Source organism: Mesorhizobium sp. HAY1-8B, from assembly GCF_056868045.1.
The window spans coordinates 3428778-3455156 of sequence record NZ_CP200321.1; the positions used below are offsets into that span (position 1 = coordinate 3428778).

At 63.5% G+C, this 26379-nt stretch carries 19 protein-coding genes; 14 read left to right on the top strand and 5 right to left on the bottom strand.

Going from position 1 to position 26379, the window contains the following annotated elements; translation table 11 throughout:
- Positions 1 to 80 precede the first annotated feature (80 nt).
- The 10 genes from AC1VON_RS16025 (at position 81) to AC1VON_RS16070 (ending at position 12674) form a co-directional block, all read left to right on the top strand.
- Positions 81 to 518, top strand: coding sequence for a hypothetical protein (locus AC1VON_RS16025; protein ID WP_172351256.1), 438 nt, complete (start codon positions 81 to 83; stop codon positions 516 to 518).
- Positions 519 to 705: 187 nt separating this feature from the next.
- Positions 706 to 1845, top strand: coding sequence for a c-type cytochrome biogenesis protein CcmI (gene ccmI / locus AC1VON_RS16030; protein ID WP_172351255.1), 1140 nt, complete (start codon positions 706 to 708; stop codon positions 1843 to 1845).
- An 8-nt stretch (positions 1846 to 1853) separates the two neighbouring features.
- On the top strand, positions 1854 to 2297 hold the full coding sequence (ccmE, locus tag AC1VON_RS16035) for a cytochrome c maturation protein CcmE (protein WP_027041623.1): 444 nt from the start codon (positions 1854 to 1856) through the stop codon (positions 2295 to 2297).
- A gap of 26 nt (positions 2298 to 2323) precedes the next feature.
- A complete protein-coding gene (locus tag AC1VON_RS16040; RefSeq protein ID WP_172351254.1) occupies positions 2324 to 4315 on the top strand; it encodes a heme lyase CcmF/NrfE family subunit in 1992 nt (663 codons plus the stop codon).
- A complete protein-coding gene (locus AC1VON_RS16045; RefSeq protein WP_172351253.1) occupies positions 4312 to 4779 on the top strand; it encodes a cytochrome c-type biogenesis protein in 468 nt (155 codons plus the stop codon). The genes AC1VON_RS16040 and AC1VON_RS16045 overlap by 4 nt, the downstream gene beginning before the upstream one ends.
- Positions 4780 to 4912: 133 nt before the next feature.
- On the top strand, positions 4913 to 6463 hold the full coding sequence (locus tag AC1VON_RS16050; protein WP_172351252.1) for a Do family serine endopeptidase: 1551 nt from the start codon (positions 4913 to 4915) through the stop codon (positions 6461 to 6463).
- Between the two features lie 355 nt (positions 6464 to 6818).
- A complete protein-coding gene (locus tag AC1VON_RS16055) occupies positions 6819 to 7493 on the top strand; it encodes a response regulator transcription factor (protein ID WP_027041628.1) in 675 nt (224 codons plus the stop codon).
- Between the two features lie 130 nt (positions 7494 to 7623).
- On the top strand, positions 7624 to 9105 hold the full coding sequence (locus tag AC1VON_RS16060) for a sensor histidine kinase (protein WP_172351251.1): 1482 nt from the start codon (positions 7624 to 7626) through the stop codon (positions 9103 to 9105).
- Complete coding sequence (locus AC1VON_RS16065) at positions 9105 to 12065, top strand: bifunctional [glutamine synthetase] adenylyltransferase/[glutamine synthetase]-adenylyl-L-tyrosine phosphorylase (RefSeq protein WP_172351250.1); 2961 nt, start codon at positions 9105 to 9107, stop codon at positions 12063 to 12065. Before AC1VON_RS16060 ends, AC1VON_RS16065 begins: the two co-directional genes overlap by 1 nt.
- A gap of 138 nt (positions 12066 to 12203) precedes the next feature.
- Positions 12204 to 12674 (top strand): EF-hand domain-containing protein, encoded by a 471-nt coding sequence (locus AC1VON_RS16070; protein ID WP_172351249.1) that lies wholly within the window; start codon positions 12204 to 12206, stop codon positions 12672 to 12674.
- A gap of 45 nt (positions 12675 to 12719) precedes the next feature.
- On the opposite strand, the gene AC1VON_RS16075 is transcribed toward AC1VON_RS16070, so the two are convergent.
- A complete protein-coding gene (locus AC1VON_RS16075) occupies positions 12720 to 15041 on the bottom strand; it encodes a PAS domain-containing sensor histidine kinase (protein ID WP_483124168.1) in 2322 nt (773 codons plus the stop codon).
- Positions 15042 to 15237: 196 nt separating this feature from the next.
- Positions 15238 to 17883 carry an aminopeptidase N gene (gene pepN, locus AC1VON_RS16080; protein WP_483124169.1) on the bottom strand — a complete coding sequence of 882 codons (2646 nt, stop codon included), beginning with the start codon at positions 17881 to 17883 and terminating at the stop codon, positions 15238 to 15240.
- A gap of 154 nt (positions 17884 to 18037) precedes the next feature.
- On the opposite strand from pepN, the gene AC1VON_RS16085 reads away from it, so the two are divergent.
- Positions 18038 to 20344, top strand: coding sequence for a xanthine dehydrogenase family protein molybdopterin-binding subunit (locus AC1VON_RS16085; RefSeq protein WP_483124170.1), 2307 nt, complete (start codon positions 18038 to 18040; stop codon positions 20342 to 20344).
- Entirely contained in the window at positions 20341 to 21306 is a 966-nt protein-coding gene (locus AC1VON_RS16090; RefSeq protein WP_483124171.1) for a DMT family transporter, read from the top strand. Before AC1VON_RS16085 ends, AC1VON_RS16090 begins: the two co-directional genes overlap by 4 nt.
- Here AC1VON_RS16090 and AC1VON_RS16095 read toward each other — a convergent pair whose 3' ends face one another.
- From AC1VON_RS16095 to AC1VON_RS16105, 3 genes are all read right to left on the bottom strand, one after another.
- On the bottom strand, positions 21307 to 22119 hold the full coding sequence (locus AC1VON_RS16095) for a helix-turn-helix domain-containing protein (RefSeq protein WP_483124172.1): 813 nt from the start codon (positions 22117 to 22119) through the stop codon (positions 21307 to 21309).
- 106 nt (positions 22120 to 22225) lie between these two features.
- Entirely contained in the window at positions 22226 to 23098 is an 873-nt protein-coding gene (locus AC1VON_RS16100; protein WP_483124173.1) for a uracil-DNA glycosylase, read from the bottom strand.
- Between the two features lie 51 nt (positions 23099 to 23149).
- A complete protein-coding gene (locus AC1VON_RS16105; RefSeq protein ID WP_483124174.1) occupies positions 23150 to 23794 on the bottom strand; it encodes a hypothetical protein in 645 nt (214 codons plus the stop codon).
- Positions 23795 to 24014: 220 nt separating this feature from the next.
- Here AC1VON_RS16105 and AC1VON_RS16110 point away from each other — a divergent pair, with 220 nt between their 5' ends.
- Both AC1VON_RS16110 and AC1VON_RS16115 read left to right on the top strand, forming a co-directional pair.
- Positions 24015 to 25694: an electron transfer flavoprotein-ubiquinone oxidoreductase gene (locus AC1VON_RS16110; protein WP_483124175.1), complete on the top strand. Its 1680-nt coding sequence runs from the start codon at positions 24015 to 24017 to the stop codon at positions 25692 to 25694.
- Between the two features lie 55 nt (positions 25695 to 25749).
- Positions 25750 to 26349 carry a DUF922 domain-containing protein gene (locus AC1VON_RS16115; RefSeq protein ID WP_483124176.1) on the top strand — a complete coding sequence of 200 codons (600 nt, stop codon included), beginning with the start codon at positions 25750 to 25752 and terminating at the stop codon, positions 26347 to 26349.
- The last annotated feature ends 30 nt before the right edge of the window (positions 26350 to 26379 follow it).

A 26379-nucleotide genomic window follows, 5' to 3' on the forward strand; every position in this document is an offset into this window, starting at 1 on the left:
ATGGCCACGTCTACTTCTCCGATGACGCGGCCCCCGGCGCATCCATGGCAGGCTCCAATTCAAGAAAACCGGTTGTTGGCATGAAGATTCGCGTCGCGCTCGTTTCCGCACTCCTGGCCGTCTCCGGCTGCACCACCTTGAGCGGCAAGGGCCCAACCTTGGCGCCGACACCAGCGTCGACGCCTCCAGCGAATGGCAAAGTCACCAAATCGATCATTTCGGCGATGGGTGGCGGCCTCATTGGCGGCTCGATCGGTGCCGGCCTCAGTGAATCCGAAAAACGCAGCGCTCTCGAGGCGGAATACAAGGCGCTCGAATATACGACGAGCGGCCAGAAGGTGGCGTGGAAGGGCGATCAGGCATCCCGCTATGGCGAGGTCGTTCCGGCCCAACCCTATCGTGTTGGTTCGCAAGACTGCCGCCAGTACACGCAGACCGTCTTCACGGGTGGAGCCGGCGTCACGGCGCGCGGAACCGCTTGCCGCAACGCCGACGGCAGCTGGACGCCGCTGACCTGAAAGCTGCATGTCGCCCAAAAGCGCGCAGCGATTTTGGGACAACGACATGCACAAAACAAAGATCGGATCGGCTCTGGTTGGAATCCGGCCGGTTGACGTCGATCAAGGACATTCGGCGCGCTGACCGTCAAAGCGTCGCAGGATGCCTGTGTTGGCAGGGCAGGGCTCTGCCGTTATTGGAAGAACCATGCTGTTCTGGGTCATAGCCGCGATACTGACGCTCGGTGCGAGCCTGGCGGTGCTGCTGCCGCTGGCCGGAGGCGCCAGGGGCGCGTCGTCGAGCGGCGATCACGATCTGGAAGTCTATCGCGATCAATTGTCCGAGCTTGACCGTGATGTCGCACGCGGCTTGATCCAGCCGGTCGAAGCGGCCGAGGCGCGCGCCGAAATCGCGCGCCGCATCCTTCGCCTCGACAATGCGGATGCGGCCGGCAAGACGTCGGCCAGGCAGGCTTTTTTTTCCGCAAGACTTGTCGCGACAGTGGCCGTACTGGCTGTACCGCTGGTCAGCTGGGGTCTCTACAGCCAGATTGGCTCGCCTGATTTGCCGTCGCAGCCGCTCAGCGACCGGTTGACAAAGAATCCGGCCGACAGCTCGGTCGACGAACTGGTTGCGCGGGCCGAGGCCCACCTTGCCGCCAATCCTTCCGACGGCCGGGGTTGGGATGTGCTGGCCCCAGTCTATCTGCGCATGCAGCGCTTTTCCGAGGCGGTGGCGGCGTACCGCAATGCCATCCGCCTCGACGGAGATAGCGCGGTTCGCCAGGCCGGCCTCGGCGAGGCGATCGCCGGTGCGGCCGGCGGCATTGTTTCCGCCGATGCCCAGGATGCCTTCGAGGCGGCGCTCAAGCTCGATCCGGCCAACGCGAAAGCCCGCTTCTATCTGGCCATGGCCTTGGCGCAGGAGGGGCGAAACAAGGACGCGGTCACGGCCTGGCAAACCATGCTGGCCACCTTGCCGCCCGACTCGCCTTGGCGCGGGTCCGTCGAGCAGGCGCTGGCCAAGTCCGCCAGCCCCGAAGTCGCTTCCGGCGCTGACGCAAAAGGTCCCGATGCCGCGGATGTCGACGCTGCGTCCTCCATGTCGCCGCAGGATCGCGAAGCCATGATCAACACGATGGTCGCCGGCCTCGATGAAAAACTGCGGCAAAATCCGCGTGACCCGGAAGGATGGATGCGGCTCGTTCGTTCCTATGTCGTGCTGGGCAAGGCCAACCAGGCGCGCGAGGCGCTGGGTCGCGCCATTGCCGTCTTTGGCCCCGGCAGTGACGAGGCCAAGAAATTCACCGCCTTTGCCGCCTCGCTCGGCCTGGCGGCGACGGAGTAGAACGTGTCATGACACGCAAGCAGAAACGGTTGTCGGTGATCGTCGGTGGGTTGGCTTTCCTGGGCGCCGCCACCGGGCTGACCTTCTACGCGCTTGGCCAGAAGGCGTCCTATTTCTACATGCCGGCGGACCTCACCACCGCCAGCGTCCAGCCCGGCCAGCGCATCAGGCTCGGCGGTTTGGTCGAAAAAGGCACGATCCAGCGCGGGCAGGGCGCGACAGTCGCCTTTTCCGTCACCGACACGCATAAATCGGTCAAGGTCACCTATACCGGCATCCTGCCCGACCTTTTTCGCGAGGAGCAGGGCGTCATCACCGAAGGCACTTTTGGCCCGGACGGGGTCTTTGTTGCCGACAGCGTGCTGGCCAAGCATGATGAGCGCTACATGCCCAAGGAGGTGGCCGACGGGCTGAAGGCCAAGGGCGTCTGGCAGGAGAGCAAGAGTGAGTGAGTCTGGCAGAAGGGCAGGGGTCAATCATGGTTGAAACCGGACATTTCGCCCTGGTCCTGGCGTTCGCGCTCTCGCTGGTGCAGACGATCGTGCCCCTGTTCGGCGCGCGGCTGAACAACCAGCGCCTGATGGCTGTCGGCGGTCCTGTCACGATAACGGGCTTTGCGTTGACGGCGCTGTCCTTCGTCGCGCTGGCGGGTGCCTACGCGCACTCCGATTTTTCGGTGGCGAGCGTCTGGGAAAACTCGCATTCGCTGCAGCCGCTGATCTACAAGATCACCGGAACCTGGGGCAATCACGAAGGCTCGATGCTGCTCTGGGTGCTGATCCTGACCTTCTTTGGTGCCCTTGTCGCGGCTTTCGGCTCCAACCTGCCGGCGACGCTGCGCGCGAATGTGCTGGCCGTGCAGGGCGCCATTGGCGCTGCCTTCTTCCTGTTCATCCTTGCGACGTCCAATCCTTTCATCCGGCTCAACCCGGCGCCGATCGAAGGCCGCGATCTCAACCCGATCCTGCAGGATCTCGGCCTCGCCATTCATCCGCCGCTGCTCTATCTCGGCTATGTCGGTTTCTCGATCTGCTTCTCCTTCTCGGTCGCCGCCCTCATCGAGGGCCGCATCGATGCCTCCTGGGCGCGCTGGGTGCGGCCATGGACGCTGGTCGCCTGGATGTTCCTGACCGGCGGTATCGCGATGGGGTCTTACTGGGCCTATTACGAGCTCGGCTGGGGTGGTTTCTGGTTCTGGGACCCGGTTGAGAACGCTTCCTTCATGCCGTGGCTGGCGGGCACCGCGCTGCTGCATTCGGCCATCGTCATGGAAAAGCGCTCGGCGCTGAAGATTTGGACGCTGCTGCTCGCCATCCTCACCTTTTCGCTGTCTCTGCTCGGCACCTTCCTGGTGCGTTCGGGCGTGCTCACCTCGGTGCATGCCTTCGCCACCGACCCAACGCGCGGCGTCTTCATCCTATGCATCCTGACGCTGTTCATCGGCGGCTCGCTGGCATTGTTCGCGCTGCGCGCCTCAAGGCTGACGGCCGGCGGACTGTTCCACCCGATCTCGCGTGAAGGCGCGCTCGTCCTCAACAATCTGTTCCTGACCACGGCGACCGCCACCGTGCTCGTCGGCACGCTCTATCCGCTGGCGCTGGAAGCGCTCACCGGCGGCAAGATCTCGGTCGGCGCGCCGTTCTTCGACCTGACCTTCGGCCCCTTGATGCTGCCGCTTCTGGCCCTTGTGCCATTCGGACCGCTGCTCGCCTGGAAGCGTGGCGATGTCTTCGCCGCGGCGCAGCGCCTGATGGCTGCCTTCGCGCTGGCGCTGGCGGCGATGCTGGTCACTGGCCTGTTTATCGACGGCGCTTCGGTTTTCGCCGCCCTCGGCATCGGCCTTGCCGTCTGGCTGGTCGCCGGAGCCCTTACCGACCTTGCCGTCAAGTCCGGTGTCGGATCGGTTGCACCGGCCGTCATGTTCAGGCGCTTCGTCGGCCTGCCACGCTCGGTCTTCGGCACGGCATTGGCCCATCTCGGCCTTGGCCTGACGTTGCTCGGCATTGTCGCCACGCTCTCCTTCGGCACCGAGAAGATCCTTACCATGCGCGCCGGCGAGACGGTGGAATTGTCAGGCCATACGCTGCGTTTCGTCGGGCTTTACCCGGCGCAGGGCCCGAACTACGCCGAGGATCGTGGCCGCTTCGAGTTGATCGGCGTCAGCGGCAGTCCTGTCGGCGTGATCAGTTCCGCCAAGCGTTTCTATCCGGTGCGGCAGACGACGACGACGGAGTCCGGTATCAAGACCCTTGGTTTTTCCCAGCTCTACATTTCGCTCGGCGACGAGGGCAAGGACGGATCGGTGGTGGTGCGCCTGTGGTGGAAGCCGCTGGTGACGCTGATCTGGGGCGGCGGCCTGGTGATGATGGCGGGCGCTGCCATGTCGTTGATGGACAGGCGCTTGCGTGTCGGCGCGCCGTCGCGGCGGCGCAAGCAGGCCGATGCCGTGGCAACCGCGAGCCTGCCATGAAGGCAAGGTTCTCCGTCGCATTGCTTGTCCTGATGCTGGCGCTTGGCTTCGCCGGCTCGGCGCTGGCGGTGAAGCCCGACGAGATGTTGGCCGATCCGGTGCTTGAGGCGAGGGCCCGGACACTCTCGGAAGGCCTGCGCTGCATGGTCTGCCAGAACCAGTCGATCGACGAATCCGATGCCGATCTTGCCCGGGACCTGCGTATCCTGGTGCGCCAACGCCTCGTCGCCGGCGATACCGACCAGCAGGTGATGGACTATGTGGTTTCCCGCTACGGCGAGTTCGTGCTGCTTAAGCCGCGTTTCGATCTGCGCAACGCGTTGCTTTGGGGCACGCCTGTGCTGTTGTTGCTGATCGGGGGCGTCTTCATTGTACTCAGTGCAAGGTCGCGCCGAACCCTGGCGACTCAGTCCCTGTCTTCGGAAGAACAGGCGGCATTGGACGCCATCCTTCGCCGCGACTGACGGCTGCTGGCGCCCGCCAACATTACCAAAGTTTCATGCGTCGGAAATGGCGCTGTAATGTGGACCGCTCTAATTCTCTCTCTTCGAGGATGCCGATCAAGGCAGGTCCATTTGAAAGAGGATACGAGACCCCATGAATATTGCCCCCAATTCATATTCCCGCACCCGTAAGCGTCTCCTGGCTGCCGCCGCGTCCGTCGCCATTGCCGGCGCGATCGGTGTTGGCGCGTTGACCAGTGGAACCAGCCCCGTCCTGGCCGACGCCGTGCGTGTCGAGGCCCCGCAGGTTCCGAGCTTCGCCGATGTCGTGGAGCGTGTTTCGCCCGCCGTGGTCAGCGTCAAGGTCAAGGCCAAGATCCAGCCGACCGCCGATGACGGTTCCGACGACCAGGATGGCTTCGACAATCTTCCCAACAATCCGCAGTTGCGCCGTTTCTTCAAGGAATTCCGCGGCTTTGGCGACCAGGGCGGCCAGAATGACGATGGCCACCGTCGCTTCGGTCACCGCGACCGCAACAATGACCAGCCGCGCCCGGTGGCCCAGGGCTCCGGCTTCTTCATTTCCGAGGACGGCTATCTCGTCACCAACAACCATGTCGTCGAAGAGGGCACCGCCTTCACCGTAGTGACCAATGACGGCAAGGAACTCGACGCCAAGCTGGTCGGCACCGATCCGCGCACCGATCTCGCCGTACTCAAGGTCGAAGGGGGCGGCAAGTTCACCTATGTCGATTTCGCCGACGATTCCAAGGTTCGCGTCGGCGACTGGGTGGTGGCCGTCGGCAATCCGTTCGGCCTCGGCGGCACCGTCACCGCCGGCATTGTGTCGGCGCGCGGTCGTGACATCGGCGCCGGCCCCTATGACGATTTCCTGCAGATCGACGCCTCGGTCAATCGCGGCAATTCGGGCGGCCCGACCTTCAACCTCAACGGCCAGGTGGTTGGCATCAACACGGCCATCTTCTCGCCCTCGGGCGGCAGCGTTGGAATCGCTTTCGATATTCCTGCCTCGACCGCCAAGCAGGTTGTCGGCGATCTGATGAAGAGCGGTGCGGTGCAGCGCGGCTGGCTCGGCGTCGAAATCCAGCCGGTCACGTCTGATATCGCCGAGTCGCTTGGCCTGAAGTCCAACAATGGCGCGTTGGTGTCCAGCGCCCAGGACGATGGCCCCGGCAAGAAGGCAGGCATCACCGCTGGTGACGTCATCACCCAGGTCGATGGCAAGGACGTTGCATCGCCGAAGGAACTCGCCCGCCTGATTGGTGCGTATTCACCGGGCAAGTCGGTTGACGTCACCGTCTGGCGCGACGGCAAGAGCCAGACGGTCAAGGTCGATCTCGGCAAGCTGCCGGCCAGCGACAAGCAGGCTTCGAACGACCAGCAACAGCAACCCGCCGCTCCGGCAAAGCCCGACACGCTGGCCGATCTCGGCCTCACCGTCACCAAGTCCGAAAACGGCAAGGGCCTTGTGGTCACCGATGTGGACCCCGACAGCGATGCCGCCGACCGCGGCATCCAGCCGGGCGACATCATCACCGCTGTCAATTCGAACGAGGTGAACGGCACCGAGGACGTCACCAAGGCGATGACCGACGCGGTGAAGTCCGGCCGCAAGGCGGTGCTGATGCAGATCACCCGCGACAACAACAATCGTTTCGTCGCGCTGCCTGTCGCCAAGGGCTGACAACGACTTTTCCGATGCGGCGGGTTCAAACACCCCCGAGCCGCCGCATGGGAAAGCATGGAGCCGGGTACGTTAGTCAGTCATCGTGCTCTCCTCCAGCGGCAGCGGGCCTCCCATCGCCCGCTGCCGCACATTTTGGAAGCCGCCTAAAAACATTCCCTCGGACCTGGGGCGAGAGGATGTGGTGATCTCAGGATCATGTCCCGAAAGCAGGCATGTTCGGGATGAAGACCACCAGGGAACAAGATCTTATCGCGCTTGGTCTCGATCATCTTGATCGCGATGCGCTTTGGCAAAGGCTAAAATGCAGATGCCGGCTACTCAACCTTCCAGGGAAATCGCGTATAACGGCCCTATGAAGATTCTCGTCATAGAAGATGATCGCGAAGCTGCGGATTATCTGCAGAAAGCCTTTGCCGAGGCTGGTCATACCGCCCACGTCGCCGGCGATGGCGAAACCGGTTTCGCGCTTGCCGATGCCGGTGACTATGACGTGATGGTCATCGATCGGATGATGCCGCGCCGCGACGGCCTGTCGGTCATTGCCGGTCTTCGCTCCCGGGGCAACACCACGCCGGTGCTGATCCTGTCGGCGCTGGGCGAGGTCGATGACCGGGTCACCGGGCTGCGCGCCGGCGGCGACGATTATCTGACCAAGCCTTATGCGTTCTCCGAGCTTTTGGCCCGCGTCGAGGTGTTGAACCGGCGCGCCAGCGCCAAGGAGGCTGAAACAGTCTACCGTGTTGGCGATCTCGAACTCGACAGGCTGTCGCATTCGGTCCGCCGTGCGGCGCGCGAGATCACGCTGCAGCCGCGCGAATTCCGCTTGCTCGAATATCTGATGCGCCACGCTGGCCAGGTGGTGACGCGCACCATGCTGCTCGAGAATGTCTGGGACTATCATTTCGACCCGCAGACCAATGTCATCGATGTCCACGTCTCGCGGTTGCGCGGCAAGATTGAAAAAGGCTTCGATAAGCCCATCCTGCATACGGTTCGCGGCGCCGGCTACATGCTGAAGGGCGGCTAGAGCATGATCCCGAAAAATGGGAACCGGTTTTCTCGGACAAACGGCTCCGTTTGTCCAAAGATCATGCTCAAACAAAGAGCTAGATCAGCATGACGATTCGACCAATCGTCATGCTGATCTAGGCGGCAGCATGGCGCTTTCCGTGCCCGCCATCATGAGGACGACGGCAGCGCGGCTCTCGGCGCTCTACCTCCTGCTCTTCGCGCTCTGCGCCGTGCTGCTTGTATTCTACATGACCTCGCTGTCGGCGCGCATGCTGACGTCGCAGACGCAGGAGACCATCAACGACGAAGTGCTCGGTCTTGCCCGGGCCTATCAACGCGGTGGCCTGCCGGTTCTGGTCAGGGTGGTGGAGGCACGATCGCGTCAGCCAGGCGCCAATCTCTATCTGATCGCCGACGCCAATGGCCAGATCCTGACCGGCAACGTGCAGAGCCTCGAACCGGGGGTGATCGACACCGAGGGCTGGACGACCGAGCCGTTCTCCTACAAACGCTTCGGAGAAGGTGAGCTTGACCGCCTGCGCAGCGGAACGACCGACCAGACGACACCTCCCGCAACTGGTGGCAGCGCGGCCCAGCAGACCGAAGGCGCGCAGGGCCACAACGCCATTGCACTGGTGCTGCGGCTGCCCAACCAGATGATCATGCTGGTCGGCCGCGACCTTGGCGAACCGGAACGTTTCCGCGCTGTCATCCGCCGTGCGCTGACGCTGGCGCTTGGCATGATGGGCTTGGGCGGCATCCTGATCTGGTTCTTTGTCGGCCGCGCCGCGCTCAAGCGCATCGACAGCGTTTCGGAGGCAAGCCGCCGCATCATGGGCGGTGACTTGTCGGGCCGGCTGCCGGTGACCGGCGCCGGTGACGAGTTCGACCGGCTTTCGGAAAACCTCAATTCCATGCTGGCCAGGATCGCGACGCTCAACGAAGGCCTGAAGCAGGTTTCCGACAACATCGCGCATGATCTGAAGACGCCGCTGACCCGGCTGCGCAACCGGGCCGAAGCGACACTTTCCGGCAAGCACAAGCCCGCCGATTATCGCCAGGCGCTGGAAGGCACCATCGCCGAGTCCGACCAGTTGATAAAGACCTTCAACGCCATCCTGATGATCTCCCGCCTGGAGGCCGGATATTCGTCCGAACACACCAACCGCGTCGATCTGGCGGCGGCGGTGCGTGATGTCGTCGAGCTTTACGAGCCGGTGGCTGAAGAGGCTGGCGTTTCGCTCGAAGCCGACGTGAACGGTGCTTTTCTCGTCGACGGCAACCGCGAGCTGATCGGCCAGGCGCTGTCCAACATCGTCGATAACGCCATCAAATACTCGACGGATTCCACGTCCAAGCCGGCGGTTCGTGTGACGCTCAAGCGGACGCATGGCGAGATCAGGCTTTGTGTCGCCGACAACGGCCAGGGCATTCCGGACGATGCCGATCGCGCCCGGGCGACCGAACGTTTCGTGCGGCTGGAGAAGAGCCGTTCGCAGCCCGGTTCCGGCCTTGGCCTCAGCCTCGCCAAGGCGGTCATGACGTTCCACTATGGGCGGCTTGATCTCCTGCCTGGCAATCCGGGACTATCCGTGGTCATGAGTTTCCCCGCACGGGAGGATCACTAATGGCTGCGGTCGCGAAACGGACGGTCACGGACTGGTTGCTGAAGCCGGCGGTTGGGCTCGCCCCGCTCGATGATGGCCAGGCGCGACAGGAATTGGCCGACATTGCCGCGGCGGCACGCGAAGAAGGGCTGACAAGGCTGGCCAAATTCCTGAACGCCAAGGGGGAGGGCCAGGATTTCCTGGCTGCTGTCTTCGACCTCTCGCCGTTTTTGCGCGATACGGCGCGTCGCCGGCCGCGGATCCTGGATGCTCTTTTCGATCAGCCGGTCGAGGCCCGCCTGAAAGCGATCACCGCCGCGATCGACCAGTCGGCATTGGCAGAGACAGTTTCCGAATCCAGCCTGATGATGGAATTGCGCCAGTGCAAGGCCGAGGCGCATTTCCTGATCGCGCTGGCCGATCTCGCCGGTGAGGCGGAAACGTCGCTGACGGTGCGGCGGCTGAGCGATCTTGCCGACGCCTGCACCCGTTCGGCCGTCGATTTCCTTCTGCGCGACGCCCACGGCCAGGGCAAGCTCAAACTGCCTGATCTTGACACCCCCTCGCGACAATCGGGCTGGATCCTGCTCGGCATGGGCAAGCTCGGCGCGCATGAACTGAATTTCTCCTCCGACATCGACCTTGTCGTTTTCTTCGACCCGGAATCGCCCGCCGTCGTCGATCCTCTCGACGCAACCGAGCTGTTTTCGCGACTGACGCGACGACTGGTGCGCATCCTGCAGGACCGCACCGAGCACGGCTATGTCTTCCGAACCGATCTGAGGCTGCGTCCCGATCCCGGTTCGACCCCGCTGGCGATCCCCGTTGAGGCCGCGCTACGCTACTACGAAGCGCGTGGCCAGAACTGGGAACGTGCGGCGATGATCAAGGCGCGTCCGGTGGCCGGCGATCTGGCCGCGGGTGCTGCTTTCCTCAAGGAGCTGCAGCCCTACATCTGGCGCAAGTACATGGACTACGCGGCGATTGCCGATGTCCACTCGATCAAGCGCCAGATCCACGCCCACAAGGGCCATGGCGAGATCGCCGTGAAGGGGCACAACGTCAAGCTCGGCCGTGGCGGCATCCGCGAAATCGAGTTCTTCGTCCAGACCCAGCAACTCATCGCCGGCGGCCGCTTCCCTGAACTACGCGGCCGCGAAACCGTGCCGATGCTCGGCCAGCTTGCCGCACGCGGCTGGATCACCACTGAGGCGCGTGATGCGCTCGCCAGCCAATACTGGTTCCTGCGCCGTGTCGAACACGCCATCCAGATGGTGGCCGACGAGCAAACGCATACGCTGCCGGAAGACGATGAGGGGCTTGAGCGGATCGCCCATATGCTGGGCTTTGCCGACGCGGCTGCCTTTTCCCTGGCATTCCGCGCCTCGCTGCAGCAGGTCGAACGCCACTATGCGGCGCTGTTCGAAACGGCACCCGAGCTTTCGGCGGGCATCGGCAATCTGGTCTTCACCGGCGATGTCGACGACCCCGACACGCTGCAGACCTTGCACGGTCTCGGCTTCCAGCGGCCGAGCGACATCTGCCGTGTCATCCGCGGCTGGCACTTCGGGCGCTACCGCGTCACCCAGTCGGCGGAGGCGCGCGAGCGGCTGACGGAATTGACGCCGGCCTTGCTCAAGGCCTTCGGCCAGACGCGCCGGGCGGACGAAGCCTTGATCCGTTTCGACGAATTCCTTGCCGGCCTGCCTGCCGGCATCCAACTGTTCTCGCTGCTGCAGTCGAACCCGGCGCTGCTCAAGCTGATGGCGACGATCATGGGCGCGGCGCCTCGGCTGGCGGCGATCATTACACGCCGGCCGCATGTGTTCGACGGCCTGCTCGACCCCGCTCTTCTCAGCGAACTGCCTGATCGTGCCTATCTCTCGGCACGTCTTTCCGCCTTCCTCGAAGGTGACAGGGTCTATGAGGAGGTGCTCGACCGGTTGCGCATCTTTGCCTCGGAGCAAAAGTTCCTGATCGGGGTGCGGCTGCTCGCCGGTTCAATCGATCCGGCCCGGGCCGGCCGCGCCTTTTCCGATCTCGCCGATCTCACCATCGAGGCGGCGTTGCAAGCGGTGACCGCCGAATTCTCGGCGCGGCACGGCATGATCGCTGGCGGTGTGGTTTCGCTGCTCGGCATGGGCAAGCTCGGCAGCCGCGAATTGACCGCAGGGTCGGATGTCGACCTCATCCTGCTCTACGACCATGAGGCGAACGCCGAGGATTCCGAAGGCGACAAGCCGCTGGCGCCTTCCCACTATTACACCCGCATGACGCAGCGGCTGATTTCGGCGGTATCGGCGCCAACGGCGGAAGGGGTGCTCTACGAACTTGACCTGCGGCTGCGGCCGTCGGGCAACAAGGGGCCGGTGGCCACCCATATCGATGCCTTCAAGAAATATCAGCGCCAGGAGGCCTGGACCTGGGAGCACATGGCGCTGTCGCGCGCACGCGCCATTGGTGGCGACGCCGGCCTGTGCGCCGAGGTCGAAGCGGAAGTTGCCTCCGTCCTTGGCCAGCAGCGCGACGCGGCAAAGGTGAAGACCGAGGCCGCGGACATGCGCGCCATGATCGAGAAGGAAAAGCCGGCGCGTGACCCCTGGGACATCAAGCTGATCCCCGGCGGGCTCATCGATCTCGAATTCATCGCCCAAGTGGCTGTCATCACCGGGCAGGTCGAGGAAGGGCCGCGTGTCACCGGTACGGCCGAGATTCTGTCCCGCCTCGGCCCTGGCTTCGCCGATGCCGGCGTCAGGCAGGAGCTTGCTGCCGCCTTCGCACTTTACCTAGCGCTGACCCAGATGACCCGGCTTTGTCTCACCGGGCCGTTTGAGCGCGACGACGTTCCGCCAGGGCTTTCGGATCTGCTGCTGGCGGTTACCGACCTGCCGGATTTCGGTGTGCTGGAAGCACACCTCAAGGAGACGTCGCAAAAGGTCAGGAAGGACTTTGACCTTTTGCTTCGCGCCGGACGACCGTGAAATAGCTGTCGAAGCATCGGACCCAAAAGTGGAAACCGGTTTTGGGAAGATCCGATGCTCGACAAAGAGATAGAGCGGCAACAGGACCGAAGATCCGCCGCTCTCGCATCGGGGGTGACGATGCAACAGGAGAAGACCATGAGAAAGTCAACCAAGCTTGCCCTTGCCTTCGCAGCACTTGCCGGCGCCGTCGGCACCACCGCCTATGCCGAAAACAATGCCAGCGCGAAAATGCGCGACGGCATGATGGCCCGCCTCGACAAGGCGATGAGCGATTCAGACGGCGCCATCACCTTCGACCAGTTTTCGGACGCCATGAATGCGCGGCTGAAGAAGCTCGCTGCCGCCAATGGCGGCAAGCTGACCGTCGCCCAACTCGCTGACGCGCTGGAGAAGGCGCGCTTCGAACGCATGGCCAGGCGCATCATCGCCCGTTACGACACCAGGGGCGACCGCACGCTGACCACGGATGACATCACCGGTCGCGAGAAGAAGGTGTTCGCCATGCTCGACAAGAACAATGACGGCAAGATCGAGAAGAGCGAACTGCCGAAGGGCCACCACTTTGGCCATCCTCGGCAATCGGATGACGACGGCAGCGTCCAATAAGATTGTTTGATCCAGGCTCCAGCGATATCGCTCGGAGCCTGCCGCTCAAGCGGCGGCCCTGACCGCCGCCGGCGCCTTCTTCACCGGAATGCGCACCGACACGATCGTGCCGACGCCTTCGGTCGAACGGATCTTCAGCGCGCCGCCCTGGAGCTCGGCCAGCGAGCGCGAGATGGCGAGGCCAAGGCCTGATCCGGCATGGTTCTTGGAAAACTGGTTCTGCACCTGTTCGAAGGGCCGTCCGAGCTTGCCGAGCGCCTCCTTCGGGATGCCGCAGCCATTGTCCTCGATGGTCAGCACCAGGGCTGCCGACGTGTTGCGGGCCCTGACCGATATGTGGCCGCCCTGGCCGGTGAACTTCACCGCGTTGGACAGGAGGTTGATGACGATCTGCTTGATCGCGCGGCGATCGGCGAACAAGGTCAGCGCGTCGGCGATGCGTGTCTCCACGGTGATCGCTTTCTGCGCGGCCTGTAGCGAGACGACACGCACCGTCTCGCTGATCAGCGGCCCGAGGTCGATCTGTTCCTGGTCCAGCGAGAACTGGCCGGCTTCGATCTTGGACATGTCGAGAATATCGTTGATCACGCCGAGCAGATATTTGCCACTGCTGTTGATGTCGGTTGCGTACTCCTCGTAGCGCTCCGACCCTAGCGGGCCGAACAGCCCCTGTTCCATCAATTCGGAGAAGCCGATGATGGCGTTCAGCGGTGTACGCAATTCATGCGACATGTTGGCCAGGAATTCGGATTTGGCCCGGTTCGCCGCTTCGGCGCGCTCGGTTTCCTTCATATATTTGCGGTTGAGGTCGACCAGTTCGCGAGACCGTTCCTCCTCGGCCCGGCGGGCGAGGCTGAGATCATGGATCGTCGCCATCAGCCGGCGTTCGCTGTCGACCAGTTTCTCCTGATGCAGCTTGATCTGGGTGATGTCGGAGCCGACAGAGACGATGCCTCCATCCCTGGTCTTGAGTTCGTTGACCTGCAGCCAGCGGCCGTCGGACAGCTGCCGTTCGAAAGTGGCGCCGCCTTGCGGACCATTGGTGTTGGCAAGCCTGCGCTCGGAAGCAAAGGCCAGCATGCGCTCTTCCAGGGAAGCGCGCGTCACGCCTGGCATCACGTCGCGATCCGAGAGCCCGTTGTCCTGTTGGTATTTGGAGTTGCACATGATCAGCCGCTGCGTCGAATCCCACAGCACGAAGGATTTATTGATGTTCTCGATCGCGGTCCTGAGGCGAAGGTCGGCCGCCTCGGACCGCAGCGCCAGATGGCGCTGCTCGGTGACGTCGACGGCGATGCCGATAAGCTGGATTTCCGGCGCTTCCGGATCCATGACCTGTGCACGGGCACGCATCCACACCCATTGGCCATCGGCATGCCGCATCCGGAACACCTGGTCGATGTGGTCGATCTCGCGGGCGACAATTCTGTTGGCGAGGTCGAACAGGTCGCCGTCCTCGGGATGGATAATCTCGTCGACCTCGCCGAAGGACAGCATCGTCTCGCAGGGCTCGTAGCCCAGCATGTCGTACATCGAGCGCGACCAGTACATCTTGCCGCGTACCATGTCCCAGTCCCACAGGCCGCAGCGGCCGCGGACCAACGCCATGTCGATGCGCTGGTGCGCTTCGAGGTAGATGCGGTCGGCGGCCTGTGCGCGCGCCGCCTGCCCGAAATAGGCATAGAGGATGATGATCAGGACGCCGGCCGTCAGCACGAACAGCGTGACGTTGAGCGAGACGGTCTTGCGCCATGTGTCGAAGACTGCGTCCTGCGGCACCAGAGCCGCCGCTGCTCCCTTCCGATCCTTGGCGACGCTGACCGCGGCATACCAGTCCTGGCCGCCGATGCTGACCTCCATGACGCCAGCGCGGTCGCCGAACATGAATAGTGGCTGGCCGCCCTGGACGAGGCCGTCGAGCGAATGGCCTTGCCAGGGGATCGAGCGCGGCGTCACCGCGGTGATCTTGAAGGCGCTGTCGGTGATGACGAGCACATGGCTGCGGCCCATCGCGCCCTGACGGCTGGTGGTCTCCAGCAGGTCCTGGATGGCGCCGGGCAGGGGGTCCGAAGTGGTGGCAAGAGAGCTGGCCAGTTGGCCCGCCGCCAGTGTCAGGATCGCCTTGGCATCACGCTCGACGTCGTCGCGCTCGTTCATCAGCGACAGCACGCGAAGCGCCGCGATGACGAGCAGGAAGATGATGATGAGGGCCGGTATCGACCGGCGCAGCAGCGGTTCGGCGGCCAGAAGCCGCTTGTAGGCCGGTTCGGCGATGAGCCGCGTATTCCCGGCAAGGCCGTCGCCGCGCGTCTCGCGACGCGCAAAAGCCATCCCACCGGGCGCGCCCCACGCGTCCGCCTTCGCCATAAATGGCACTCCCCGAATTTGCCTATGCTGCTTTGTGATCCGGCAAACGCCGCACTTCCGAATCGTCAGTAAAGAATCAAAGGTGATTCGCCTTGTCCAGTGGTCCGGCGAAAAAAGATTAAAAATCGACTAAAATAATCGGTTTTGGAGGCGCCGCGCCTCGGCCCTCTCCCATGTGGGAGAAGGCCGAGGGTATCTAGGCCAGCGTGCGCTCGACAATATCGCGCAGATCCGCCGACAGGTTTTCGGCATTGGCGATCGAAAGCAGGGCTTCCCTAGCCTTGGCCTGCCGGCCCGGTTCGAGCGAACGCCATGATCTCAGTGCCGTCGCCAGCCTTGCCGCCACTTGCGGATTGCGCTTTTCGACCTCAAGCACCGTTTGCGCGAAGAACCGGTAGCCTTCGCCGTCGGGGCGATGGAAACCGGTCTGGTTTGCACTGGAGAATGTGCCGATCAGCGAGCGTACCCGATTTGGATTTGCCATGGAAAAGCCTGCATGAGCAGTCAAGGCACGAACCGTGTCGACAGCCTGCGGCCCCGGTACGCTGGCCTGGATCTGGAACCATTTGTCCATGACCAGGGGGTCGGACGCATAGGTCTTTTCGAAAGCCGCCAGCGCTTTGTTTGCCTCCGGCGAACCATGGTGACGATGCGCGAGCACGGCAAGCGCGGCAGCGCGGTCGGTCATGTTGGTGGCGGACTGGAAATGTCCGGCGGCAAGTGCCGCACCGCCCGGCAGCAGCGAGAGATAGTCCAAAAGGACGTTGCGCAGGGCGCGTCGTCCGGCGCTTGTCGCATCCGGGCTGAACGCGGCCTTGTCCACGAGGCGATCATACAGCTGCGCGAAGAGTTCCCGGTTCGCCGTGGCTATTGCCAGCGCAAGGGCCTGTCGGGCCGTGTGGATGGCGTCGGGATCGATGTTCTTGCCGATGTCGCGCGCGATATCGGCATCGCCAGGCAGCGCCAGCGCCAGCGCCCGGTAGGCGGGCTCCAGCGTCTCGTCGCCGGCGACGCGGCCGGCAAGCTCGGTCAGCCGTGGCGTGAAGTCAGGCTGCTTGCCGCCAAGGATCTCGCGGAAGGCAGCGATCAGCGCATCGGTGAGGAGGGTATTGAAGGCTTGCCAGCGCGAGAAGGCGTCGCTGTCATGGCGGGCAAGGAAGAACTGATCGTCGGCCTTCTGCTCGACCGACAGCGTCACCGGCGCCGAAAAGCCGCGGTTGAGCGACACGGCCGGACGTTCCCCAACGCCTGAAAAGCGTACCATATGGCGGCGCTTGCGGACATGGATGACGCCGTCCTCGACGCTGGCGCCCTCGACCCCGCTGTACTCGACAGGCTTGCCGCCGGCGCCGATCAGGCCAAAGGCGAGCGGTATATGCATCAACCGCTTGCGGCTTTCGGAGGGGGTGGGCGGCACCGACTGCTCGATCTCGAGCGTGAACTCCCGCGCGGCCGGATTGTGCGTCGTACTGACCGTCAGATTGGGTGTACCCGCCTGATGATACCAGAGCGCGAACTGCGACAGGTCGCGGCCCGACGCATCCTCGAACACCTTGATGAAATCCTCGATCGTGGCCGCTTCGCCGTCATGCCGCTCGAAATAGAGGTCCATGCCGGCGCGAAAGGCTTCCGCCCCAAGGATGGTGCGGATCATGCGCACCACCTCGGACCCCTTTTCGTAAACGGTCGCCGTGTAGAAATTGTTGATCTCGCGGTAGCGGCGCGGCCGCACCGGATGCGCCAGCGGACCCTGGTCCTCGGGAAACTGGTGCGCCCTCAGCGTGCGCACTTCGGCGATGCGCTTGACCGCCCGCGAGCGTTGGTCGGCGGAGAATTCGTGGTCGCGGAAAACCGTCAGCCCTTCCTTCAGGCAAAGCTGGAACCAGTCTCGGCAAGTGATTCTGTTGCCTGTCCAATTGTGGAAATATTCATGCGCGATGATCGCCTCGATATTGGCGAAATCGGCGTCCGTCGCGGTCTCCTGATCGGCCAGCACATATTTGTCGTTGAAGATGTTGAGGCCCTTGTTCTCCATCGCGCCCATGTTGAAGTCCGACACGGCGACGATGTTGAAGACATCGAGGTCATATTCGCGACCGAATGCCTCCTCGTCCCATCGCATCGACCGCTTCAGCGCGTCCATCGCGTAGCCGGCGAGCTTCTCCTTGCCGGGCTCGACATAGATGCCGAGTTCGACCTCGCGGCCGGATGTGGTGACGAAACTGTCGGCCACCTGGCCGAGATTGCCGGCCACCAGCGCGAACAGATAGGACGGCTTGGGGAAGGGGTCGTGCCATCCGGCATAGTGCCAGCCGTCGCCGAGATCGCCCTTGTCGATCGGATTGCCGTTGGACAGGAGCAGCGCCGCCTCCTCGCGCAGAGCCTCGATCCGCACGGTGTAGACGGACAGGATATCGGGCCGATCGAGGAAGTAGGTGATGCGGCGGAAGCCCTCGGCCTCGCATTGCGTGCAATAGACGTTGTTCGAGCGATAGAGACCCATCAGGGCTTCGTTGCCGGCCGGCGCCAGTTCGGTTTCGATGAGCAGCTGGAAGCGGCGCGTGGCCGGCGGCTTGAGAATGGTGAGTTGGTCAGGTGTCACCAGCAGGTCCGCCGGACTTGCCTTCTGGCCGTCGATCTCGATGCGCTTGAGTATCAGTCCATCGCCGTCGAGCACCAACGGCGCCGCCGCGGACACGCCGTCGCGGCGTTCGATCGTCAGCGTTGCGGTGACGATTGTGGCCTCGGGCGAAAGGCGGAAGGTGAGATTGGTCTGCGGAATGAGATAGTCGTTGGGGCGATAGTCTTCGAGCTTGAAGACCTGGCCGGTGTCCGTGCGCATTCCGTTGTTTTTCCTGTCGATTGCGTTGGAAGCGGACAGTGCCCGCTGGTCCAAGAAATTTGAAGTCCGCGCTCTTTACACGAAACGATCCCTCGACAAAACTCAACCGATGCCTATTTCAGGCGTTCATTCTCCACATCATCACGAGGCAGCCATGACCGTCGTCACACCGAAATTCGGCATGGGCGCTTCCGTGCTGCGGCGCGAGGATGCGGCATTCATCCAGGGACAGGGCCGCTATACCGATGATATCAAGCCGGCCGGCGTCGTGCATGGCTATGTCCTGCGCTCGCCGGTCGCCAAGGCAAGCTTCAGAATCGGCTCGACTGAAGCGGCAAGGCAGGCACCCGGTGTCCATCTGGTGCTGACCGGCAAGGATCTCGCTCATCTTGGCGATCTCAAGTCCGGTGTCATGCAGGCACAGCCGGACGGCACCAAGGCGCCGACGCGCGACATTCCGATCCTGTGCCGGGACCGCGTCAACTATGTCGGCGATGCCGTTGCTTTTGTGGTCGCCGACAGCCGTGCCCTGGCGCAGGATGCCGCCGAACTGATCGATGTCGACTACGACGGCGAGGACGCCGCTTCAGGCACGGCGACGGCACTTGCCGAAGGCACGCCGCTGGTCTGGCCGGAACTGGGCTCCAACCGTGCCTTCACCTACCACATGGGCGACAAGGCGAAGACGAAGGCGGCCTTCGCCAGGGCGGCCCATGTCACCCGCATCGAATTCGTCAACAACCGGCTGGTCTGCAACTACATGGAGCCGCGCTCGGCGATAGGCGAATGGGATGTCGGGGAGAACCGCTTGGTGCTGACCACCGGGTCTCAGGGCGTGCATTCCATGCAGTACATCCTGGCCAACCTGTTCAAGATCAAGAAGGACCAACTGCGCGTCATCACGCCCGATGTCGGCGGCGGGTTCGGGCCGAAGAGCTTCGTCTACCGGGAATATCCATTGGTGCTCGAGGCCGCGAAGCGGCTCGGCCGCCCGGTGAAATGGGCCGGCGACCGGACCGAACATTTCCTCACCGACGCGCAAGGCCGTGACAACGCCGTTACGGCTGAAATGGCCATGGACAAGGATGGTCGCTTCCTCGGCATGAAGGTCGCGCTGCTCGCCAATATCGGCGCCTATGTCTCGCAATACGGCCCGTTCATTCCCTATATCGGCGTCACCATGTCGACCGGCGTCTATGACATCCAGGCGCTCGATGTCTCGGTGACCGGCCTCTACACCAACACCTGCCCGGTCGACGCCTATCGCGGGGCCGGCCGGCCCGAAGCGGCGTTCTTGCTGGAAAAGCTGGTCGATGCCTGCGCCCATGATCTCGGCCTGCCTGTCGACGAAATCCGCCGCCGCAACTTCATCCGACCGGAGCAATTCCCTTATCGCACGCAGACCGGCCGCCTGTACGACAATGGTGAATTCGAAGGCCATATGGACCGCGCCATCGAACGGTCTGAGTGGAAGACGTTTGCGCAGCGGCTGGAGCAGGCGAAGACCGCCGGCAAGATCCGCGGCATCGGCATGGCGACCTATATCGAGGCTTGCGCCTTTCCTGGCTCCGAACCGGCCTTTGTCGAACTCAACGGCGACGGCACGGTGACGCTCAAGATCGGCACCCAGACGAACGGGCAGGGGCATGCCACCGCCTATGCACAGTTCCTGTCGGAAAAGCTCAATCTCGACATCGACAAGATCCATGTCCGCCAGGGCGACACCGACGAATTGAAGGCCGGCGGCGGTACCGGCGGCTCACGGTCCATTCCATTGGGGGGTGTATCGGCCTCCCGCGCGGGCGAGGACCTGGCCAACAAGATCAAGCGCATCGCGGCCGACGAGCTGGAAGCCTCGGCAGGCGATATCGAACTGGCCGACGGGGTTGCCCGCATCGTCGGTACCGACCGCACGATCGATTTTTCCAGCATCGCCAAGGCCGCGAAAACCCCTGATGATCTCAAGGGTTTCGGCGAGTTCGTCCAGGACGAATGCACCTATCCGAACGGCACCCATATCTGCGAGGTCGAGATCGACCCCGACACCGGCACGACCGACATCGTGCGTTACACGATTGTCGACGATTTCGGTGTTACCGTGAATCCGATCCTGCTCGCCGGCCAGGTACATGGCGGCGTCGTGCAAGGCATCGGCCAGGCGCTGACCGAGGAAACCATTTATGGCGAGGATGGACAATTGCTGACGGCGAGCTTCATGGACTATGCCATGCCGCGCGCAGACAATTTTCCGTTCTTCCATTTCGAGACCCGCAACGTGCCGTCGACCACCAATGCGCTCGGCATCAAGGGCGCGGGCGAGGCCGGCACGATCGGTTCGACGCCGGCCGCGCTCAACGCGGTGACCGACGCGCTGTGGCGTGCCTACGGCATCAGGCATATCGAGATGCCGGCGACCCCGGCGCGCATCTGGTCCGCGATCAGGGGTGCATCGCCAACGTGACATCAGGGGCGGGGGCGGAACCAGGAACGACGGGCGGCCACGGTACGCTGAGGGGCATCGCGCTCAAGATCGTCTCGGTGGCGGTTTTTGTCGGCATGCAAACCTGCATCAAGGCGGCCGGCGAGGTGCCGGCCGGGCAGATCGTGTTCTTCCGCTCCTTCTTCGCCATCTTCCCGATCATTGCCTTCCTGGCATTGAAAGGGCATCTGGCGACGGCATTCGTCACGAAACGTCCCTTCAACCATGTCGCGCGCGGTGTCGTCGGCGTTGGTGCCATGGGACTTGGCTTTTTCGCGCTCACCAGGTTACCGCTGCCCGAGGCGATCACCCTGAACTATGCGCAGCCGCTGCTCGTCGTGGTGTTTTCCTCGGTTTTCCTTGGCGAAACGATCCGGGTCTATCGCTGGAGCGCTGTCGCCGTCGGCCTCATTGGCGTGCTCATCATCTCCTGGCCGGAACTGACCCTGCTCAATTCGGATGAAGCGCTCGACGACGAGGAGGTCCTGGGCGTCATGGCCGCGCTGGTGGCCGCGGCGATCTCGGCTGTCGCCATGCTGCTTGTGCGCAATCTCGTGCAGACGGAGAAGACAGCGACCATCGTTTTGTGGTTCTCGTCGACCGCGAGCGTGCTCTCGCTGCTGACGCTGCCTTTCGGTTGGCAGTCGCTGACACCAGTGCAAGCCGCGCTGCTCATCATGGCCGGCTTCTGCGGTGGCCTCGGCCAGATCCTGATGACCTCGGCCTATCGCCATGCCGAGGCGTCGGTGGTGGCACCGTTCGAATACACCTCGATGATCCTCGGCGTCGTCGTCGGCTATTTCGTTTTCGGCGACGTGACCTCGCTCAGCACGCTGGTCGGCGGCCTGGTTGTCGTCGCGGCCGGCATCTTCATCATCTGGCGCGAACGGCAACTGGGCCTGGAACGCAGGCGAACGCGCAAGGCGACGTTGCCTCAGGGTTGATCAGGACCGCTCGCCGCGCTCCTTCGCCAGCCGCAGCAGCACGGCGCGTGTCTGCTCATCCGCCGGGAAGAAGGATTCGATCGCCAGTTCCGACAAGGTCACGTCGAGCGGTGTGCCGAACACGGTGATGGTACTGATGAACGACAGCACCTGATCGCCATGGGCAAGCCTGAGCGGATGCACGATGGCGTTCGGCTCGACGGGTGCCGGCCGGCCGCCTTTGAGGCCGGAAGGATAGCCGCGCAACTCGTGCTCCAGTTCGACCAGCACCGGGTCGCCGGTCGCATCGTTCTGGTGCTTGAGGCGCTCCAGCAGATGCGTGCGCCATTCCTGGAGATTGACGATGCGCGGTGCGATGCCGCCGGGGTGCAGGGAAAGGCGAAGCACATTGACTGGTGGCGCCAGCAGGGAAGCCTCGCTGACATCGACAAGGAACGGAGCGATCGCGGCATTGGCCGAAACCAGGTTCCAGTGCCGGTCGACGGCCAGTGCCGGGAACGGGTCATGCCCTTTGAGCACGGTTTCGACCGCCGCCATCGCGGGCGCCAGCGTCGTGTCGGTGAGCGGCCGTTCGCTGAAGCTCGGCGCAAAGCCCGCGGCCAGCAGCAATTGATTGCGTTGCCGCAGCGGGATCGAAAGCTGCTCGGCCAGATGCAGCACCATATCGCGCGAGGGCGCGGCGCGTCCGCTCTCGACAAAACTCAGGTGCCGCTGCGAAATCTCGGCCTCCATGGCGAGGTCGAGCTGGCTCATGCGGCGTCGCGTGCGCCATTCGCGGATAAGACTGCCGGCGGAAGTTTGGGCTGATGTCATGGGAGGATGGCTAGTCCGACAGGGATAGCATTTCAATTACCTGCGAGGTTATCGCCAGGGCATGATCCCGAAAAGTGGGAATGCTTCAGTCCAACGTCATCTCGATCTAGGAGAGTGACCGCAGCTTCGCCTTCACCTCGAGAAAATCCCGCCATGCCAGCTTCTTGTGCGCCGGCGTCCGCAACAGATAGGCTGGATGCAGCGTCGGCATGGCCGGAATGGCGGTGCCCGCGGCCGTGGTGTGGACGCGCCAGTTGCCACGCAGCCGCAAAATGCCTTCCGAAGTGTTGAGCAAGGTCTTGGCCGACGGGCCGCCGAGATTGACCAGGACCTTGGGATTGACCAATTCGATCTGGCGCTCGATGAACGGCCGGCAGATTTCTGTCTCGTGCGGGGTCGGCGTGCGGTTGCCCGGCGGCCGCCAGGGAATGACGTTGGCGATGTAGACCGAGGTGCGGTCGAGCCCGATCGCGCCCAGCATGCGGTCGAGCAGTCGGCCCGAACGGCCGACGAAGGGCAGACCCTCAATGTCCTCGTCGCGGCCGGGCGCTTCGCCGACCAGCATGACCGCGGCCTCCGGGTTGCCGTCGGCGAACACGAGATTCTTCGCGGTGGCCTTGAGATTGCAGCCATCAAAGGCGGCCATGTGCTGGCGCAGCTCTTCCAGTGTCGAGGCGCTTGCCGCCATTTGCCGGGCGAGAGCGGCCTGCGCCTCGTCGGGTATGGCGGAGGGCACGGTGCGCGCCGGCGCATCCGGCACCTTGCTTGCATCCAACCCGGGTGATGCCGCGGGCCGCTCCGGCGCCCTGTCCTCGAGAGGGGGCGCCACCGGCGCCGGTGCGCGCTCGACAGGCCTCGGCGCTGCCTCGGCGAAGCGGTTCACCGGGGCGTCTTCCAGCGCTTCATCGACGCCAGCGCTGGCGTAGAAGGCCAGGATGTCGGCAATATCGGTCGGGCTGTTGGGGGACGCGGCAGTCATGGCGCGCACATTCGTCCGCGTGGCTGCAATTTGCAAGGCCGGCCGCTCGCCCTATCCCGTTGGGATGCGCGGATCCTGCACCAGATAGAAGGTCCATCGTGGCGTGTAGTCGGTCATAAGGAACTCGAAGCTGGCGGTCTTCATCGGATCGACCTTGCCGTTCTTGAAAAGCAACCGGTCGTAGGGTTCGAAGTCGCGGTCGAAATCGGCGAAATTGCTGGACCAGATATTGTCGGGCGTCTTGTTGCGTTGGTCGAACGAAAGCCCGTCGCCAAACACGCTCGGCTGGTCCAGTATCTCCTGAAGCTCGAACTGGAATTCGATCCAGGCTTGGCCGCTGTTGTTGAGCACGTCGATGCGCATATACATGATGCCGTTGGCGAACTCGCCCGCCTTGCCGAATGTCTGGATCGGCTTCGTGGTGCGGATGGTCAGCGTCACCGGTGTCGCTGAATTAAGCTCTTCCGTTATGACCAGCGGATCGTTCTTGGTTCCGATGCCTGAGGCTCCGGTGATGCGGAAGCCGCCGAGCTCGTCGGAGAAGGAGTAGGCGCCCGTCGCCCAGACTTTTACCTCGTCCGCCGTGGCGTACCCTGGCGCCGATGTCAGAAGGGCCAAAAGAATCGCCCGGCAGGCCCGGCCGGGCGTGAAAACAAAGCGCGTCGAAGGAAAGCCGGCTGGCCCAGGAATGCGCATGGCGGGAAGTATGGCCGATAAGGAAGCCGTCGAACAATTAAAAAACGCAGGGACCGCGGTTCTCGCGGGGCGCTGACGGCCATTATGCGGCGGGATGCGCGACTTTTTGGCCAAATCCGCATTGTCACGTATGCGCCGGTTTCCTGTCGCCAATTGATGCGCTATGCAGCGCAGAAGCCAGCAAGATACGCAACAGCGGCAAGCCAGTGCGGAGGGGTTGATGAGCGATATCGAACGCGAGAGCATGGAATTCGACGTGGTCATCGTCGGTGCCGGTCCGGCCGGCCTTGCCGCGGCCATCCGCCTCAAGCAGGTCAATCCCGAGCTTTCCGTCGTCGTGCTGGAAAAGGGCGGCGAGGTCGGCGCCCACATCCTCTCCGGCGCCGTCGTCGATCCTGTCGGCATCGACCGGCTGCTGCCCGGTTGGCGCGAAGAAGAAGGTCATCCTTTCAAGACCCCGGTCACGGCGGACCATTTCCTGGTGCTCGGCCCCGCCGGCTCTTTCCGTCTGCCCAATATCCTGATGCCACCGTTGATGAACAATCACGGCAATTACATCGTCTCCCTCGGCAATGTCTGCCGCTGGCTGGCGACCAAGGCCGAGGCGCTTGGCGTCGAGATCTATCCGGGCTTTGCCGCCGCTGGACTGCTCTACAATGAGGAAGGCGCCGTCACCGGCGTCGTCACTGGCGACATGGGCGTCGAGAAGGACGGCACGCATGGCCCGGGCTTCGCGCCGGGCATGGCGCTGATGGGCAAATATGTGCTGATCGGCGAGGGCGCGCGCGGCTCGCTCGCCAAGCAGCTGATCGCCAGATACAAGCTCTCCGACGGCCGCGAGCCCGGCAAATACGGCATCGGCCTGAAAGAACTCTGGCAGGTCAAGCCGGAGAACCATCGGCCTGGCCTGGTGCAGCATTCCTTCGGCTGGCCGCTCGACATGAAGACCGGCGGCGGCTCCTTCCTCTACCATCTCGAGGACAATCAGGTGGCGGTCGGCTTCGTCCTCCACCTCAATTACAAGAACCCCTATCTCTCGCCATTTGAGGAATTCCAGCGCTTCAAGACGCATCCGGCGATCGCGGGTACCTTCGAGGGCGCCAAGCGGCTGGGCTATGGCGCGCGTGCCATCACCGAGGGCGGCTGGCAGTCGGTGCCGAAACTGTCGTTCCCCGGCGGCGCGCTGATGGGTTGTGCCGCGGGCTTCGTCAACGTGCCGCGCATTAAGGGCTCCCACAATGCAGTTCTGTCGGGAATGCTCGCGGCCGAGCATGTCGCCGAGGCGATTGGCGCGGGCCGTGCCAATGATGAGCTTTCCAGCTACGAGGAAGCTTGGCGCGCGACCGACATCGGCAAGGATTTGAAGAAGGTGCGCAACGTCAAGCCGCTGTGGTCGCGCTTCGGTACCATCGTCGGCATCGGCCTCGGGGGCCTCGACATGTGGCTGAACACGCTGTTCGGCATCTCGCCCTTCGGCACGCTGAAGCACGGCAAGGCCGACTATGCCGCGCTCGAGCCCGCCGCCAGGCACAAGAAGATCGCCTATCCGAAGCCTGATGGCGTGCTGACCTTTGACCGCCTGTCCTCGGTGTTCCTGTCCAACACCAATCATGAGGAGAACGAGCCGGTCCACCTGCTGGTCGGCGACATGGAACTGCAGAAGCGCTCGGAGCACGATGTCTTTGCCGGGCCTTCGACACGCTATTGCCCGGCAGGCGTCTATGAGTGGGTCGACAAGGACGGCAACGCCGCCGCCGATCCGGCGGCCAAGGATGTGCGCTTTGTCATCAACGCGCAGAACTGCGTCCACTGCAAGACTTGCGATATCAAGGATCCGAACCAGAACATCAGCTGGGTGCCGCCGCAGGGCGGCGAAGGCCCGGTCTACCAGGGTATGTGAATGCCCTCAGCGCCGACGGCATGCTGCCGTTGGTCATCTTTGAAGGGAAGCGTGGATGCGCTTGCTCGCACGTTTAGTTCTGGCGACGATTTGCGCGTCGTGCAGCCTGACCTCCGTCGCTTCGGCGGACGTCAAGGTCCTGGTCAAGACGAAGACATACGACATTTCAGGCACGACCGGCGAGGCGCTGATCGAATCCATGGACCGCAACGGGCCAAGGCATGGCTTCATGGCCCGCGCCATCGCGCAGACCAGCTATACCAAGGATTGGGATTTCGACTTTGTTCAGGTCAAGGGTTCCTGCCGGATCAAACAGGCCAACGGCACGCTCAACCTGAATTTCACCTACCCACATGTCGTTTCCGTGCTCCCGCCGGCGCTCGATAAGCGCTGGGCGCGGTTCTTCACCGGTGTTCGCACGCATGAGGAGACGCATGGCAAAATTGCCAGGCAGATGATGGCGGCGACCGAGAAATCGCTTACCGGCCTGACCGCTGCGAACGATGGGCAGTGCTCCAAAACGCGGCGCGAAGCACGCCGGCGAATCGACGCTGTCTTTGACGAGTACGAGGGCAAGCAAAACGCCTTTGACGCGCGCGAGCACCGGGAAGGCGGTCACGTCGAATATCTGGTTGACGCCCTGGCGAAATCATAGCGCTTCACCCGAGCTTTCCGGGCGAAGTTG

What these genes read in the sequence shown, in the direction of transcription:
- AC1VON_RS16025 (WP_172351256.1), top strand. Translation starts at nt 81, where the DNA reads ATGAAGATTCGCGTCGCGCTCGTTTCCGCACTCCTGGCCGTCTCCGGC.
- ccmI (WP_172351255.1), top strand. Translation starts at nt 706, where the DNA reads ATGCTGTTCTGGGTCATAGCCGCGATACTGACGCTCGGTGCGAGCCTG.
- ccmE (WP_027041623.1), top strand. Translation starts at nt 1,854, where the DNA reads ATGACACGCAAGCAGAAACGGTTGTCGGTGATCGTCGGTGGGTTGGCT.
- AC1VON_RS16040 (WP_172351254.1), top strand. Translation starts at nt 2,324, where the DNA reads ATGGTTGAAACCGGACATTTCGCCCTGGTCCTGGCGTTCGCGCTCTCG.
- AC1VON_RS16045 (WP_172351253.1), top strand. Translation starts at nt 4,312, where the DNA reads ATGAAGGCAAGGTTCTCCGTCGCATTGCTTGTCCTGATGCTGGCGCTT.
- AC1VON_RS16050 (WP_172351252.1), top strand. Translation starts at nt 4,913, where the DNA reads ATGAATATTGCCCCCAATTCATATTCCCGCACCCGTAAGCGTCTCCTG.
- AC1VON_RS16055 (WP_027041628.1), top strand. Translation starts at nt 6,819, where the DNA reads ATGAAGATTCTCGTCATAGAAGATGATCGCGAAGCTGCGGATTATCTG.
- AC1VON_RS16060 (WP_172351251.1), top strand. Translation starts at nt 7,624, where the DNA reads ATGGCGCTTTCCGTGCCCGCCATCATGAGGACGACGGCAGCGCGGCTC.
- AC1VON_RS16065 (WP_172351250.1), top strand. Translation starts at nt 9,105, where the DNA reads ATGGCTGCGGTCGCGAAACGGACGGTCACGGACTGGTTGCTGAAGCCG.
- AC1VON_RS16070 (WP_172351249.1), top strand. Translation starts at nt 12,204, where the DNA reads ATGAGAAAGTCAACCAAGCTTGCCCTTGCCTTCGCAGCACTTGCCGGC.
- AC1VON_RS16075 (WP_483124168.1), bottom strand. Translation starts at nt 15,041, where the DNA reads ATGGCGAAGGCGGACGCGTGGGGCGCGCCCGGTGGGATGGCTTTTGCG.
- pepN (WP_483124169.1), bottom strand. Translation starts at nt 17,883, where the DNA reads ATGCGCACGGACACCGGCCAGGTCTTCAAGCTCGAAGACTATCGCCCC.
- AC1VON_RS16085 (WP_483124170.1), top strand. Translation starts at nt 18,038, where the DNA reads ATGACCGTCGTCACACCGAAATTCGGCATGGGCGCTTCCGTGCTGCGG.
- AC1VON_RS16095 (WP_483124172.1), bottom strand. Translation starts at nt 22,119, where the DNA reads ATGACATCAGCCCAAACTTCCGCCGGCAGTCTTATCCGCGAATGGCGC.
- AC1VON_RS16100 (WP_483124173.1), bottom strand. Translation starts at nt 23,098, where the DNA reads ATGACTGCCGCGTCCCCCAACAGCCCGACCGATATTGCCGACATCCTG.
- AC1VON_RS16105 (WP_483124174.1), bottom strand. Translation starts at nt 23,794, where the DNA reads ATGCGCATTCCTGGGCCAGCCGGCTTTCCTTCGACGCGCTTTGTTTTC.
- AC1VON_RS16110 (WP_483124175.1), top strand. Translation starts at nt 24,015, where the DNA reads ATGAGCGATATCGAACGCGAGAGCATGGAATTCGACGTGGTCATCGTC.
- AC1VON_RS16115 (WP_483124176.1), top strand. Translation starts at nt 25,750, where the DNA reads ATGCGCTTGCTCGCACGTTTAGTTCTGGCGACGATTTGCGCGTCGTGC.